Below are 13933 nucleotides of genomic sequence, written 5' to 3'. Positions count from 1 at the left end.
TCAATAGCTGCGGTTGACCACAGTCTCGGCGAGCTTGCGCAGCCCTTCCTTGTGATTGGACTCGGGAACGCCCTCCAAGGCCTTCAGCGCCTTGTCGGCGTACTCCCTGGCCTTGACCTTCGACCTTTCGATGGCCGTGGTCTTGGCTATCAGGGACAGGGCCTCCTCGATGTCCTTCTCCGATTTGCTTTTCTTTTGGAAAAGCTTGGAGAGGCGCTCGCTCACCGCGGGGTCTCCCATGGCATAGATTAGCGGCAGGGTGGCCTTGGCCTCATCGAAGTCCACCATGCGGGGCTTGCCCAAGGCCTTCTCGTTCCCTACGATGTCCAGGATGTCGTCCACGATCTGGAAGGCTATCCCTATGTTGATCCCGTAATCGCCCATGGCGTGGATCCGATCGGGGCTGGCATCGGCCAGATACGCTCCGATGCGGGCACTGGCCATTATCGGTTTGGCGGTCTTGCCCTCGATGATGTTCAGGTAAACGTCGATGGGAGCGACCTGCCCCTCCTTCTCGAACTGCATTATCTCGCTCTCGGCGATGGCCGTGCAGGCCTCAGCCACCAGGCTGACGATCTCCTCGTTGAAGAAGCCGCCGATGGCGAAGGCTTTCACGAAAAGAAAGTCCCCGCCGACCAAGGCCTTCTGCAGTCCGAACTTCTTGTATGCGGAGGGCTTGCCCCGCCTCATCTCCGACCGGTCGTTGATGTCGTCGTGGATGAGGGTGGCGGAGTGTATCATTTCGAAGGCCGCGGCGATCTTGACCGCCTCGGAGACGTCCTTGCCCCCGTTGGTCAAATAGGACAGTATGGTGACCCCCGGGCGCATGCGCTTTCCGCCCGAGGTTATGACGTAATCGCTTATCTCGGTGAGAATGGGCTGCTCCGACTGGATGCTACGGTGGATCTCCTGTTCCACCATCTGCAGTTCATCCTTGATGGAGGCCTCCCATGACTGAGACATCGTCGCTGGATATGAGCAATCCATACTTAACCATTACTGGAAGTATTTAAGCCATCGAACAGGCCAGCGTTCCCATCAGAGAAGAAAAAATAAGAGAAAGGGGTAAGGGATTTCAGGCGAACAAGGCATGGGCGGCGTTCTGGCAGAGCTGTATGAAGAAGTTCGGATAGACCCCTATCACGATGACCGCTACGACGCATATCGCGACCGCAGCCATCATGCTCTTGGGCAGCTTTAGCTTGTCCGATGGGGCACCTTCTTCCAGCTCGTCCACGTACATGTACTTGACCACGCGGGCGTAGTAGTACAGGGATATGGCGCTGTTGATGATGCCTGCCACGGACAGCCAGATCATCCATTCCGAGCCGGCCACCGCACCCGATATGGGGGCGGAGAACAGCACGACCTTGCTGGCGAACCCGGCCAGGGGCGGTATGCCCGCCAGGGAGAAGAGCAGCACCATCATGGAAAAGGCCATGAACTTGGACCTCTTGGCCAGTCCCTTATAGTCCGCAATCTTCTCGCCAATGGCCGCGACGGACAGGGTGGCCACGATGATGAACGCTCCGCCCTTCATGAAGGCGTGGGTCATGATGTGGAATATTCCGCCCGTCAGGGCGTATTCCGTACCCACCGGTATGGCGATCAGTATGTAGCCGGCCTGGGCGATGCTCGAGTAGGCCAACATCCTCTTGATGCTGGTCTGGTTGAGCGCTGCCAGGTTGCCCACCGTCATGGTCACTATGGCTATTAGGGCCACCACGATGTCCCAGTCCGCCTTGATGGCGATCATACCGATCAGGAAGAACTTGAACAGGGCGACGAAGCCCATCTTCTTGGAGTCGGCTGCCAGCATGGCGGTGATGGTGCTCGGGGCACCCTCGTACACATCCGGGGCCCAGGAATGGAACGGTACCATGGCCACCTTGAAGCCGAAGCCCACGATGACCATGACCAGCGCCACCCAGACGATCTCCTGGAACCCGGTCAGGGTGGCCATTGCCGCCCCGATGCCGGCGAAGGAGGTCGTGCCGGTCACGCCGTACAGCAGGGATATACCGAACAGGGTGAAGGCCGAGGAAACGCCGCCGAAGATGAAGTACTTCGTGGCCGCTTCCGTCCCCTTCAGGTCCTTCTTGCGGAAGGCCACCAGGGCGTAGGAGGATATGCTGGTCACTTCGATGCCTACGTAAAGCACGAAGAGGTCGGTCGAAGAGGCCACCAGCAGCATGCCTACGGTCGCTAGCAGAATCAGGGAGAAATACTCCGAGGCGTGCTTCTGGCCTTCGATGAACTTGCCCGAGGCCAGTATGACCACGAAGGCCACGCTCAGGAAGATCATCATGAACAGGCCGCTGAAGTCATCCAGCACCAGGATGCCGGTGTCGAATACCACGGCCCCGGCACTGCTGAGGAAGTGCATGAGGACCGCTAGCATGGATAACCCAACGCCTGCCAACGATACTGTCGCCAGGTACTTGCTGTCCTTGATGACCATGCCCACGGCGGGTATGGCTATGGCGAACAGGGCCAATATGATCTCGGGGTATATCGCTGAGTAGTCCACTTAGATCCCTCCCAGAAGACCCACGACCGCGCCGACGGCGGGGCGTATGTAGTCCATCACCAGTGCGGGGAACATGCCGAAGAGCACGATGAAACCGCTAAGCACCGCCAGGGGCAGCGCCTCGTACCAGTACAGGTCGTGCATGTGCTCGGTGTCCACTTCCTTGGTCAGGGGGCCGAAGAGGGTCCGCTGCATGGCCCAGATGTAATAGGCGGCGGTTATGGCCACGCTCATCACCGGGATCAGTAGCAGCCAGCCGAAGGCATCATAGGTGGAGGTGAATATCGAGAACTCCGCCACGAAGCCGACCATTCCCGGCAGGCCCAGGGAGGCCAGGAAACCGATCATCATGAAGGTCGCGGCGTACGGCATCTTGGCCGCCAGGCCACCCAGCCTGGGGATGTTCCTGGTGCCCGTCTTGTGCTGCACCACGCCGCACATCATGAAGAGGACGGCGGTGATGAGACCGTGGGCGAACATCTGGAACACGCCTGCGGCGATCCCAAGCTCGCTGAAGGTGGCGAATCCTAGCAGCACCAGCCCCATGTGGCTGATGGAGGAGTATGCTACCATCTTCTTCAGGTCCTTCTGTGCCAGGCACATCAGAGCGCCGTAGATGATGGACAGGATGGCCATTATGACCATGACCCATTGCCATTCACCAGCACCGGTGGGCAGGGCGGGAAGGGCGATGCGGATGATACCGTAGGCGCCCATTTTAAGCAGTAGTCCGGCCAGGAGGACGGAGCCGGCGGTGGGGGCTTCCACGTGCGTGTCCGGTAGCCAGGTATGGAAGGGGAACATGGGCATCTTTACGGCGAAGCCGAAGAAGAGGGCTCCGAACACAATTATCTGGAAGGTGGTCCCGAACGTCGGGGAGATCGCGTTTATGGTCTCCATGCTGAAGGTGTAGATTCCGCTGATGGACCCGGCCTCGAAGTACATGGCGAATATGCCCAGCAACATGACCAAACTGGCGATGTGGGTATAGATGAAGAATTTGATCGCCGCATAGGACCGCCTCGGACCGCCCCAGATGCTGATCAGGAAGTACATCGGGATCAGCACTACCTCCCAGAAGATGTAGAACACGAAGTAGTCCAGGGCCATGAAGACACCTAGCACTCCGAGCTCCAGCACTAGCAGCAAGGCCATGTACTGGTTGGTCCGGTGTTCGATGTCCCAGGAGAATATTACGGCCAGGAAAACCAATAGGGTGCTCAGGAAGACCATGGGCACGCTGATTCCGTCCACGCCTACGATGTATTGGATGCCGAGGGCGTCTATCCAGGTGAATGATTCATGGAACTGGTAGCCGCCGGCGGTCTGCACGTATTCCGTGAGCATCAACAGCGAGAGCGCCAAGGATATGGCGGAGAAAGCCAACGCCGACATCTTGGCCATCTTGGGGTTCTTCCCCAGGAAGAAGGTGACCACTGCACCGATCAGGGGGAATAACAACAGCAGGGATAGTATCGGTATGTTCTCTAACATGGGATCACCTCAGCGCTCCTACGACATAGAGCAGAACGATTATCAGCGAGACTCCCAACAGCAAGAGCGTGGTGTAGTTCTGAATCAGCCCGGTCTGGGCCTTGCGGACCACTCCGCCGGCCTTGATCAGGAAGGCGCTGATGGCATTCACTATGCCGTCGATGATATAATGATCGAACTTGTCCAGCAGCAGGGAGAAGCCGTACACGCCCACGTAGCCTATCTTGTCATAAGCTACGGGGAACTTGTAGCGGTCCAGTAACAGCTGGCGCATGGCCTTGGGGAAGCCTTTGGACACGACCTTCTCCGCGGACACCTTGGTCTTGAAGAAGGTGAAGTATGCAAGAAGGATCCCGCCCACCGCCGCGACTATGGATAGGTAGGTCAGCGGGGAGGTGAACACCTCGGTTAGGCGCTCGCCTATATCCATGGCCTCGAAATTACCGCCCATATTGATGGTCGAGTAGAACCCGTCGCCGATGAACAGCGCGAATCCGGAGCCGAAGGCCAGGATCACCAATACGATCAGAGGTATCAACATGGTGATCGGGGCCTCGTGAGCGTGGTGCCCGTGCGCGAGAGCGCGCCTGGTACCCTCCTTCTCTTCGCCCTTGAACGCCATGAACCACATGCGGAACATGTAGAAGGCGGTCATGAAGGCGGTGGCGACTCCCAGCACCCATAACAGCATGAACGTGAGGTTCAGGTCCCCGGCCTCGAAGGCCACGGCGAGCACCTCGTCCTTGCTCCAGAACCCGGACAGGACCGGAATGCCGGCGATGGACAGGGAGGATATCAGCATGGTGATGCTTGTGACCTTCATGTACTTGCCTAGGCCGCCCATCTCGTTCAGGTTCTCGGTGCCTACGAAGTGAATGACCGAACCGGCGCCAAGGAAGAGCATGCCTTTGAAGAAGGCGTGGTTCATCAGATGGAACAGGCCAGCTCCGAAGGCTAAACTTCCAGCGAGCTCATGACCCTGGTTCCATAGGAACGCACCAGAGCCAAGAGCCAATATCATGTACCCCAGCTGTGAGACGGTGGAGTAAGCGAGCACTCCCTTGATCTTAGGGGCGCAGAGGGCCATGGTAGCGGCTATGAAGGCGGTGATGCCTCCAATGGCGGCCACGAAGAGGCTTACCTCGGCGCTCGTCGCTATGATCGGGAAGGCTCTAGCGACCAGGTAGACACCGGCGTTGACCATGGTGGCCGCGTGTATTAACGCGGAGACGGTGGTCGGACCTTCCATAGCGTCCGGGAGCCAGTCATGCAACGGGAACTGGGCGCTCTTGCCTATGGCCCCTCCGAACAGGAAGAAGGCGGCGAAGGCCAGGGTCGTCTGGTCCGCTGAGGCCAGGGAGGCCCAGACCAGCTCATAGTTTAGGGTGTGCAGCTCGGTGAACAGCAGGAAGAGGCCGATCATGAACATGACGTCCCCTACCCTGGTCACCAGGAAGGCCTTCTTGGCCGCGCGGGCCGCTGCAGGCCTCTCGAACCAGAAGCCGATGAGCAGGTACGAGCAGAGACCGACCAGTTCCCAGAAGATGAACATCTGCAGGAAGTTGTTGGCCAATACCAGCCCGAGCATGACGCCCACGAAGAGGCATATCTCGGTGAAGTAACGGTGCTGCCTCTTCCCCTGGTCGTGCATGTAACCCTTGGAGTAGACGACCACCAGGAAGGAGATGAAGGAGACCACGATGAGCATCATGGCCGCCACGTTGTCCAGGAAGATCCCCATCTCGATGGTGTAGTCCGAACTTAGGACCACCCAGTCCATGGAGTCTCGGTAGACGGTCCCGGTGGTCAGCAGCTCGAAGGCCGTCCACAGGGCCAGGACCATGCCGCCTCCGACACCGATCAAGGCCACTAAATGGCCACTGTCTTTCATCTTGCCGCCCAGGAACCCGACTATGACGAAGGCCAGTAACGGTAGGACCGGGATCAACCATGCGTATTCGAGTATGCTCATTTTACCACCTTAATAGGTTGATGTCGTCCACGTTCACGGTCTTCCTCAGCTTGTTCAGGTTGAGCAGTATGGCCAGAGCCACGGTCACTTCGGCCGCGGCGATGCCTATGGAGAACAGGGCGAAGGCCTGTCCCTGAGCGTCGCCCAGGTTCGAGGAGAAGGCCACCAGGTTGATGTTCGCGGCGTTGAGCATGATCTCAATGGACATCAGCACGACGATGGCGTTCTTCTTCAGTATTACCCCGGCCGCCCCGATGACGAACAGGGATGAAGATAGCATCAGTATGTATTCCAGAGGTATGTTCATTCCTCATCATCCTCCTGTGCGATGAAGACGCCGCCCAAGATAGCGGAGAGGAGAAGCAGGCCCAACATGAGCACGGCCACCCCGTAGTCGTTGAAGACCGCCATTCCGACGGTGGCGGTATCGATTAGCGTGTTGCCCGCATCGCCCCATTCGACGGAGAAGATGGAGAACAGCATCAACTCAAGCAGGAGACCTGCCAGGAGCACCTTGTAGACCATTATCTTCGTGATCTCATCGTACTTCACGGCGACCGCCTCCCTTTGGGTTCGTCATCGCATTTATCCGCGCCGATCATGCGACGCTTGGTTAGCATGATACCGAAGAGTATCAGGACGTTGATGGCGCCAACGTACACCAGTATCTGGATGAGGAACAGGTATTCTGCGTTCAGGAATAGATAGATTATGCCCACGCCGAGGAACGTGGCCGCCAGCCACACCACGCTGCGCACGATGTCCTTGGTTGCCAGCACCATGACGGCGCATCCTACGGTCAGGCCTGAGAATATCAGGAAGAACAACAGGTCGAGGTCCATCACAACACCTCCTTGACGGAAAGGGCCGATTTAGGACACACATCGACGCATTGCTCGCAGACCACACACTTGGTGTTTTCGAACTTGGGGTGCTTTATCGGCTTTTTGGTCTTTTGGTTGATCTCGCCGGTCTCGACCATCTCGATAGCTCCGGCAGGGCAGGTCTTGGCGCACCTTCCGCAGGAGATGCACTTGGTGCCCTCCAGCTGGATGGTGTCATGAACGTTATGGTCGTTCTTGGCGTAGGTCTTGACCTCGCCTCCCTTCATCTCGGAGAGCAAGGCGAACTGATAGTTCACCTCATATCCGGGCTTGTAAGGGTGCTGCAGCTTGATCGGGTCGTAGATCAGGGCGGCGCGGTTGTATGATGCCAGCTCGAACTCCGGGGTGACGATCATGGCATTGGTCGGGCAGGCCTCGGCGCAATTGCCGCACATCATGCAACGTCCGACGTTCACCTGGGGGCGCTTGACCTTGCCCACGTTAGGAAGTTCCACCTGCACCATCTCGATGCACTGGTTCGGGCACTCCCTGGCGCAGCGGGCGCAGCCTATGCACCTCTCCAGGACGATCCCGGGGCGGCCTCGGAAGTTGTCGGGGTATATCAGCTTCTCCCATGGGTACAGGATGGTGCAGGGACGGTTCTTAGTGGCCCGTACCAGGCCTTTGAAGGTGACCTTCATGGTCTTCAATACGTATCCAGTAGGTCGAAGATGGTCCGCCTTCGTGTAAGTCCTTTCCTCCATCCTCATCAGAACACCTCCGCGACCTTAAGGGCTATAGCTATGAGCAGGTTAATCACGGCCAGGGGAAGGAGTCTCCTCCAGCCCATCTTCAATATCTGGTCGGTCCTGATCCTCACAGTGGCAGCCCTGACCCAGATGAAGAAGAAGAACACGATGAAGGTCTTGGCAAGGTACCATATCTCGGCCCATATGAACTCGGGGCCGGCCCATCCGCCCAGGAAGAGCATGGTGAACAGACCACACAGGATGTAGGCGCGGAAGTAATCGGAGGCCATTTGCAGGCCCCATCTTACATCGCCGTATTCAGTGGCCCATCCTTCGACGAGCTCGGCCTCGGCCTCAGGCAGGTCGAACGGGACACGCTCAGACTCACCTACAGCGGCCACGAAGAACGTGAGCGCACCGATGCACAGAGGTACAATGAGCCAGATGTTATGCTCTTGCCAGGATACTATACCAACGAACGAAAGGTCACCGGTCAGCACGACGACAGAGACGACGCACAGCAGGAGCGGTATCTCCAGGGCAATCAGCTGGGCGGCAGCCCTCATACCGCCGATCAGGGTGAACTTGTTGTTGGACGCCCATCCACCGATCAGGATGCTGAACGGTCCGAAGGAGAAGATGGCTATTCCGAGCAGCACGGCCAGGTTGACATTTATCACGTAGAAGTTATCGCTGAACGGAATGCATCCGAAGAGCATGAAGGTCGAGGCCAGGTATGTGAATATGGCCATTTCGAAAAGGGCATGGTCGGAGTCCTTGGGAACGATGTGCTCCTTCAGGATGACCTTGATACCGTCAGCGAAGTTCTGGAAGAAACCGAGCAGGCCCACCTGGGTACCGCGGCGGTCCATGAACCTTCCCAGGAACTTCCTTTCCTGCCATATGAAGCATAGGCCGAACATCATCGCAGTGATCAAAAATATCGCTACGACCAACAAAGTGGCCACGGCGGTGACCACCGGCTCGGACTCCACCCAGTCGGCCAGACCGCTCAGGAAGCTCAGTTTTGTCCAGTCGATGAGCGCGGCGACCAATCCTAGCAGCCACTCGGTGAAATTTGTCAGTTCAAAATAGAGAGTCGACATTTGATCACCTGTCCGTTTCTCCTATGCACATGTCCATCATTCCCATGATGGCCGGGACATCGGATATCTTGAACCCAACTAGCATGGGCGGGGAGGCGGACAAGTTGACGAAGTTCGGCGAGCGCACCTTCAGGCGGTAGGGCTTTTCCGTACCGTCGCTTACGATGTACATTAGCGATTCTCCGCGGGGGTCTTCCACACGGCAGGCGACCGTTCCCTTCGGAGGGCATCTGGACACCTTGACCCGGATGGGGCCCTTGGGCATCTCGGCCAAGGCCTGGCGGACGATCTTCGCGCTCTCGCGCATCTCGTCAATGCGTACGCGGTATCGTGAATACACATCGCCATCCGTGGCCACGCAGACCTCGAACTTCATGTCCTCGTACACTTCGTACGGGTCGAGGCGACGCAGGTCCATGTCCACGCCGCTGGCCCTCATGATAGGGCCGGTCAGCCCCAGGTTGATGGCCATTTCGGCGCTCATCTTCCCGATGCCGACGGTCCTCATGCGGAACGGCTCGTTCTCGTCGCACAGCGCCTCCATGTCGCGCAGGCGCTTCTCGAACTCGTCCAGCACGCGGTTGACATCACGCTCGAAATTCTCTGGCAGATCGTTCCTGACCCCGCCGATGCGTGTGAAGTTGTAGGTCATGCGCGCGCCGCTCAATTGGCACAGGAGGTCGAGGAACAGCTCCCTCTCCCTGATGGTCCAGGTCATGATGGTGTAGCTGCCGAGGTCGGTACCGACGGCCATCAGCCATGTCAAGTGAGAGGTGATGCGTTGTAGTTCCAAGGCGGCCACGCGGATGTATTTGGCCCTTTCTGGAGCCTCGATGCCGTAAAGTCTCTCCGCGGACAAGCAATAAAGGTGATTCCAGGACAGGGACGACCCATAGCACAGACGGTCAGCGAGGGGGACTATCTGCGAGTAGGTGCGGTTCTCCACCATCTTCTCCCAGCCCCTGTGCAGGTAGCCGATGATCGGCTCTGCTGCGGTTATGGTCTCTCCATTGAGCCTTACCCTGAGGTTCCACAGACCATGGTTGAAGGGGTGCTGGGGACCCATGTTGACCCACATCTCATCAGACATCTCAGACCCTCCTTCCAACATGGAAGTCCTTTCTCAGGGGGTGGAACTTGAACTCCTCGGGGAGCATGATGCGGCGCAGGTCAGGGTGTCCCTTGAAAACGACACCCATGAGGTCGAACGCCTCCCTCTCATGCCAGTTGGCGCCACCCCATAACGGGGTGATCGAGTCCACGGTGGGATCGTCGCGGGGGAGGTCCACTAGGACCTCGGCCATAACGTGGTTGGCCCACGAGGATATGTGATAGGCAACGGTGAAATGGTCCAGGTAGTCGACCGGACTGACGCAGGAGGTGTGCTCGAAGGACAGCTCGTCCTTCATGAACTTGCACATGTCCAAGAACGATTCCCGGCCCACCTTGAGCACGATGTTGCGGGGAGCGACCTTGACGACCTCCACCGCAGGGAACTTGGACTTTATGGCGTTGGCGACCTCTTCTTCGGACCGGTCGGGCTTGTCGTAAACGATGACTTGGCTCATTGCAACACCTCAATCGTCCAGGAAGCTGCCGCGGTTCTCAGCAGTCATCTTGCGGTTGAGCATATTGAAGCCTTGAATCATGGCTTCGGGGCGGGTAGGGCATCCAGGTATGTATATGTCCACGGGAATGAACGTGTCCGCGCCCTGAATGACATTATAGGCGTCATACCAAGGGCCGCCGGATATTGTGCACTCGCCCATGGCGACAACCCACTTGGGCGAAGGCATCTGCTCGTACAGGGCCTTCGCTATACCGAAGTGCAGCGGATAGACCGAGTTTCTCTGGCCCCAGGACCATATGGGGGCGGTCAGCTTATCAATGGCTTTCTTTCCGCCCGTAGCCACCATGGTCTCGCGGACGAAGTTCTTCGTCATCTCGCCGAACTGCTTGGCGGTCATGGTCATGGCGTTGAATGACAGGTCTATATCCACAATATCCTCTCCTTCTTCAATGAGTAGTATACTCCCACGAGCAGGATGATGAGGAATGCGATCGCAGAGATTTTCGCGATCTCGGAGAGTCCTTCAAAGGACATGGCCCAAACAAGCAGAAAAACCGTGACGATGTCAAAGGCCACGAAGATGATGGCGTAGATATAGAATTGAACATGGAACTGGATCTGGGCCACTCCGATAGGCCTCTCACCGCACTCGTAGGTGGATTCTCTCAGCTCAGCGTGCTTCGTCGGCCTGAATAGCTTTCCCATGAAAATGGCAATAAAGGGAATCAGTAAAGCCACCAGAGCAAACATTGCAACCGGGAAATAGTCGTCTACGAGCATTGTAGGGGGATAATGCTTCCTTTATTTAAACTTTTGAGATTTGATGGGGCCTTTTTATGAAACATTTTTTAACATGACCAGCAAGTTAAATATTTTAAATTATATAAAATTAAAATTAAAGCCCTGTTAACTCGGGAAAAAAGCAAGGAGATATTAATACACATGAGTTAAATCATCTCATCGATGCGGAGCCTGCTCTGCATCTGGCGTCACATCACACCAAATCGGATTAATATGATAGTGAGGATAGAGGGAGGGCTGCCAATGGCAGGTGAAAGAATGAAGATCGGATTCGTCGGTGCGGGCAACATGGCCGAGGCCATGATGAAGGGCATCATCTCGGCCGGGATGGCCAAGGCTGAGGACATCATAGCGAGCGAGATCGTTTCGGAACGGAGGGACTTTATAACCAAGACCGTCGGTGTGCAGACGGTCTCGGACAACATCGAGGTGGTGCATTTCTCGGACGTGGTCATCTTGGCGGTCAAGCCGTACCATGTGGGACCGGTCCTCGACGAGCTGAAGCCGTACCTCAAAGAGTCACACCTGATCATATCCATTGCCGCAGGCGTTAGGATCTCTCTTATAGAATCGCACCTCAACCGGGGTGTGCGCGTGGTCCGGGTCATGCCCAACCAGCCCTGCCTGGTCGGCGCTTCGGCCTCCGGTTTCGCTCTGGGCCGCTCGGCCAAGAAGGAGGACAAGGAGACCGTGCAGAGCATCCTCAATTCCGTGGGGGTGGCCTTCTGCTTGGACGAGAAGCTCCTGGATGCGGTCACCGGCCTCAGCGGCAGCGGCCCGGCCTACATATACATGGTCATCGAGGCCATGGCCGACGGTGGGGTCTTGGCCGGCCTGCCCCGAGACGTCGCGCTGCAATTGGCCGCCCAGACGGTCCTGGGGGCGGGGAAGACCTACCTGGAGACCAGAAAACACCCTGGTGAGCTCAAGGACATGGTGACCTCGCCGGGTGGTACGACCATCGAAGGCCTCAGAGTATTGGAGGAAGCGGCCGTGCGCGGCGCCTTCATCGATGCCGTGGAGGCCGCGGCCAAGAAAAGCGAGGAGCTGGGCGGGAAGAGCTGATCACTTTCTGCGCGTGGTCCTCAAAGGCGAGCCGCAGATCGGGCAATCGGGATGCTGTTCCTTGAAGACCTTCCCGCACCCGGTGCACAGATAGTTCCACCTGATGACCTTGGTTATCCCTTTCATGCCCAGGGGCATGTAATCTATCCCCAGCACCACGGCCAGGTTCTGGATGGAATAATCGTCGGTCACCACGCTGGCCTTAAGCTCCAAGGCCAGGGCCAACACCTCCACGTCCACCGGAGAGAGACGCGCTGAGTCGCCCGTACCTTTGGACGCTTTCCTGACCGCCCCCAGGGTACGGGAGGTGGCCTGGGAGACCTTGAGCATGGGCAGCAGATGGTCCGCCCGGCGGTCGCCGTACTTCTCTAGCTCGCCCAGCACCCCTTCGGTGACGAAGGCCTCCCAGTCCTGGGGCACCTGTTCCAACGAGAACAGGGCCGAAGTGTCCAAAACCACCTTCACGCCTCGGTTATCATCTGCGGCGCTGAATAAGTTTGCCTTTTTCAGGGCCTTCCTTCGTTCATCTTATATACGAGCTATCGTTAAAGCGGGACGAATGTCGGAGATAGCTGTTGACCAGATGGTGATCAATTATATCATGAAGAACGGAGGGGACCATCGCATATGCACCTCCTGTTCCGGACCGGTCCTGCTGCCGATCGCCCTGAAATCCCCCAAGCCCAGTGACATAATTATAAAGGTCGGGGAGCACACCCTTTACGTCTCACGGGTGCAGGCCAAGTACATCAGGAAGATCACTGCGGACATGATCTACGAGCCCGAGGTCGGCATGTCCTGCAACCACTACCCTGGACTATAGACCCGGATCGCCTTTTCCGCGGAAATTATGGCCATGGTCTCCAGGTCCACCTTGGCCTCCTCGGCCAGAACGTCGTCGAGCGAGGCGCTGGTTATGACCCGGCTGGGAACGGCGGTGCAATCCTTGCTCCCGTCGCTCATTATGGAGATCTCGTAGGTCCCGATCTGTTTGGCTATGCGCTCGATCTCCAGTTTGTCCAGCCCGATGAGGGGACGGAGCACCGGCATCTCCAGGCCATGCTGCTCCGCCCTGATGTTGTTCAGGGTCTGCGATGCCACCTGGCCGAGGGAATCACCCATGATGATGCCGGAATCGCCCACGCGCCTGGCCAAGGCCTGGGCCGTGCGCAGCATGAGCCGCTTGCACAGCACGCACTGGTAGGATGGGTGGCACCTCTCCTTGTTAATGGCCTGGTTCTCGCCGTGAGGGGCCATATACAGCGGCATCTCCTGCCCGGTGGCCCGGCGCAGCGCTTCGGCCAGTATTTGCGCCTTACGAACCCCCAGGTCGCTGCCGAAGGGACGGTTGTCCATGTGCAGCAACGTCACCTCCGCCCCCCTCTCGGCCATTAGCCAGGCGGCCACTGGAGAATCGATGCCTCCCGAGAGCAGGGCGGTGAGCTTCATGATGGTCAGGTGTTGAAGCGCGGGACCTCCGCGCCTCCGGTCAGGAGCAGGTCTGAGATGTCATCCTCGTCAGTGTCGTCGCTCTCCACCACCAGCGTGACCAGCATGTCGATGAGCTCCTTCATCTGGCGAACCTCTTCCCTAAGCTCGCGTATCTCTTTGGCCAGTTCGCGGTTGGTCTCGGCCAAGACCCACTCCCCCCTCACTCCTTACCGGTTATGAGGATGGTCTCGACAAAGCCGTAGTCGTCGGCGACCTTGCGGGACTCGTAGGCCTCGCACAGGTCGCAGTACAGCCCCTTGTCCGCCCGGCGCAGCTGGGAGCGGCAGGCCTGACATAATGATTTGACCGCGCCGAAGTGCGTTCCGGTGGT

General features: G+C 57.9%; 17 protein-coding genes and 1 pseudogene. 2 read left to right on the top strand and 16 right to left on the bottom strand.

Going from position 1 to position 13933, the window contains the following annotated elements:
- From NT131_02425 to NT131_02365, 13 genes and pseudogenes are all read right to left on the bottom strand, one after another.
- Positions 1–963, bottom strand: coding sequence for a polyprenyl synthetase family protein (locus NT131_02425; GenBank protein MCX6650499.1), 963 nt, complete (start codon positions 961–963; stop codon positions 1–3).
- A 112-nt stretch (positions 964–1075) separates the two neighbouring features.
- Positions 1076–2530: an NADH-quinone oxidoreductase subunit N gene (locus NT131_02420; protein ID MCX6650498.1), complete on the bottom strand. Its 1455-nt coding sequence runs from the start codon at positions 2528–2530 to the stop codon at positions 1076–1078.
- A complete protein-coding gene (locus NT131_02415; protein MCX6650497.1) occupies positions 2531–4024 on the bottom strand; it encodes an NADH-quinone oxidoreductase subunit M in 1494 nt (497 codons plus the stop codon).
- 4 nt (positions 4025–4028) lie between these two features.
- Positions 4029–5996 (bottom strand): NADH-quinone oxidoreductase subunit L, encoded by a 1968-nt coding sequence (gene nuoL, locus NT131_02410; protein ID MCX6650496.1) that lies wholly within the window; start codon positions 5994–5996, stop codon positions 4029–4031.
- A gap of 1 nt (position 5997) precedes the next feature.
- Positions 5998–6303, bottom strand: coding sequence for an NADH-quinone oxidoreductase subunit NuoK (gene nuoK, locus NT131_02405; protein MCX6650495.1), 306 nt, complete (start codon positions 6301–6303; stop codon positions 5998–6000).
- Entirely contained in the window at positions 6300–6548 is a 249-nt protein-coding gene (locus NT131_02400; GenBank protein ID MCX6650494.1) for a hypothetical protein, read from the bottom strand. Before NT131_02400 ends, nuoK begins: the two co-directional genes overlap by 4 nt.
- Positions 6545–6838 carry an NADH-quinone oxidoreductase subunit J gene (locus NT131_02395; GenBank protein ID MCX6650493.1) on the bottom strand — a complete coding sequence of 98 codons (294 nt, stop codon included), beginning with the start codon at positions 6836–6838 and terminating at the stop codon, positions 6545–6547. Before NT131_02395 ends, NT131_02400 begins: the two co-directional genes overlap by 4 nt.
- Positions 6838–7590, bottom strand: a complete 753-nt coding sequence (locus NT131_02390; protein MCX6650492.1) for a 4Fe-4S binding protein — start codon at positions 7588–7590, stop codon at positions 6838–6840. Before NT131_02390 ends, NT131_02395 begins: the two co-directional genes overlap by 1 nt.
- Positions 7590–8675, bottom strand: a complete 1086-nt coding sequence (locus tag NT131_02385) for an NADH-quinone oxidoreductase subunit H (GenBank protein MCX6650491.1) — start codon at positions 8673–8675, stop codon at positions 7590–7592. The genes NT131_02390 and NT131_02385 overlap by 1 nt, the downstream gene beginning before the upstream one ends.
- A gap of 4 nt (positions 8676–8679) precedes the next feature.
- Positions 8680–9765 (bottom strand): NADH-quinone oxidoreductase subunit D, encoded by a 1086-nt coding sequence (locus NT131_02380; protein ID MCX6650490.1) that lies wholly within the window; start codon positions 9763–9765, stop codon positions 8680–8682.
- 1 nt (position 9766) lies between these two features.
- Positions 9767–10243 (bottom strand): NADH-quinone oxidoreductase subunit C, encoded by a 477-nt coding sequence (locus NT131_02375; protein ID MCX6650489.1) that lies wholly within the window; start codon positions 10241–10243, stop codon positions 9767–9769.
- A 9-nt stretch (positions 10244–10252) separates the two neighbouring features.
- Positions 10253–10483: pseudogene (locus NT131_02370) on the bottom strand (NADH-quinone oxidoreductase subunit B).
- Between the two features lie 182 nt (positions 10484–10665).
- Positions 10666–11025 (bottom strand): NADH-quinone oxidoreductase subunit A, encoded by a 360-nt coding sequence (locus NT131_02365; GenBank protein MCX6650488.1) that lies wholly within the window; start codon positions 11023–11025, stop codon positions 10666–10668.
- A 264-nt stretch (positions 11026–11289) separates the two neighbouring features.
- Between NT131_02365 and proC the strand changes: the two genes are divergently transcribed.
- Positions 11290–12111: a pyrroline-5-carboxylate reductase gene (proC, locus tag NT131_02360; protein MCX6650487.1), complete on the top strand. Its 822-nt coding sequence runs from the start codon at positions 11290–11292 to the stop codon at positions 12109–12111.
- Here proC and NT131_02355 read toward each other — a convergent pair whose 3' ends face one another.
- Positions 12112–12576: a nucleic acid-binding protein gene (locus NT131_02355; protein ID MCX6650486.1), complete on the bottom strand. Its 465-nt coding sequence runs from the start codon at positions 12574–12576 to the stop codon at positions 12112–12114.
- Between the two features lie 94 nt (positions 12577–12670).
- Between NT131_02355 and NT131_02350 the strand changes: the two genes are divergently transcribed.
- Positions 12671–12934: a hypothetical protein gene (locus NT131_02350; GenBank protein ID MCX6650485.1), complete on the top strand. Its 264-nt coding sequence runs from the start codon at positions 12671–12673 to the stop codon at positions 12932–12934.
- Here NT131_02350 and NT131_02345 read toward each other — a convergent pair.
- Both NT131_02345 and NT131_02340 read right to left on the bottom strand, forming a co-directional pair.
- On the bottom strand, positions 12919–13560 hold the full coding sequence (locus NT131_02345) for a tRNA 4-thiouridine(8) synthase ThiI (protein MCX6650484.1): 642 nt from the start codon (positions 13558–13560) through the stop codon (positions 12919–12921). The two genes, NT131_02350 and NT131_02345, sit on opposite strands and share 16 nt — an antisense overlap.
- A 5-nt stretch (positions 13561–13565) precedes the next feature.
- On the bottom strand, positions 13566–13748 hold the full coding sequence (locus NT131_02340) for a hypothetical protein (GenBank protein MCX6650483.1): 183 nt from the start codon (positions 13746–13748) through the stop codon (positions 13566–13568).
- Between the last annotated feature and the right edge of the window lie 185 nt (positions 13749–13933).

The sequence above is a fragment of the Methanomassiliicoccales archaeon genome (assembly GCA_026394395.1).
Classification (GTDB): domain Archaea; phylum Thermoplasmatota; class Thermoplasmata; order Methanomassiliicoccales; family UBA472; genus UBA472.
The sequence above is the reverse complement of the archived record's forward strand: the minus strand, read 5'-3'. Positions and strand labels throughout refer to the sequence as shown.

Bases quoted from the DNA above. Each gene is read 5' to 3' on its own strand.
- NT131_02390 (MCX6650492.1), bottom strand. From the start codon at position 7,590: ATGAGGATGGAGGAAAGGACTTACACGAAGGCGGACCATCTTCGACCT.
- NT131_02385 (MCX6650491.1), bottom strand. From the start codon at position 8,675: ATGTCGACTCTCTATTTTGAACTGACAAATTTCACCGAGTGGCTGCTA.
- NT131_02375 (MCX6650489.1), bottom strand. From the start codon at position 10,243: ATGAGCCAAGTCATCGTTTACGACAAGCCCGACCGGTCCGAAGAAGAG.
- NT131_02415 (MCX6650497.1), bottom strand. From the start codon at position 4,024: ATGTTAGAGAACATACCGATACTATCCCTGCTGTTGTTATTCCCCCTG.
- NT131_02350 (MCX6650485.1), top strand. From the start codon at position 12,671: ATGTCGGAGATAGCTGTTGACCAGATGGTGATCAATTATATCATGAAG.
- nuoL (MCX6650496.1), bottom strand. From the start codon at position 5,996: ATGAGCATACTCGAATACGCATGGTTGATCCCGGTCCTACCGTTACTG.
- NT131_02345 (MCX6650484.1), bottom strand. From the start codon at position 13,560: ATGAAGCTCACCGCCCTGCTCTCGGGAGGCATCGATTCTCCAGTGGCC.
- NT131_02365 (MCX6650488.1), bottom strand. From the start codon at position 11,025: ATGCTCGTAGACGACTATTTCCCGGTTGCAATGTTTGCTCTGGTGGCT.
- NT131_02380 (MCX6650490.1), bottom strand. From the start codon at position 9,765: ATGTCTGATGAGATGTGGGTCAACATGGGTCCCCAGCACCCCTTCAAC.
- NT131_02395 (MCX6650493.1), bottom strand. From the start codon at position 6,838: ATGGACCTCGACCTGTTGTTCTTCCTGATATTCTCAGGCCTGACCGTA.
- NT131_02425 (MCX6650499.1), bottom strand. From the start codon at position 963: ATGTCTCAGTCATGGGAGGCCTCCATCAAGGATGAACTGCAGATGGTG.
- nuoK (MCX6650495.1), bottom strand. From the start codon at position 6,303: ATGAACATACCTCTGGAATACATACTGATGCTATCTTCATCCCTGTTC.
- proC (MCX6650487.1), top strand. From the start codon at position 11,290: ATGGCAGGTGAAAGAATGAAGATCGGATTCGTCGGTGCGGGCAACATG.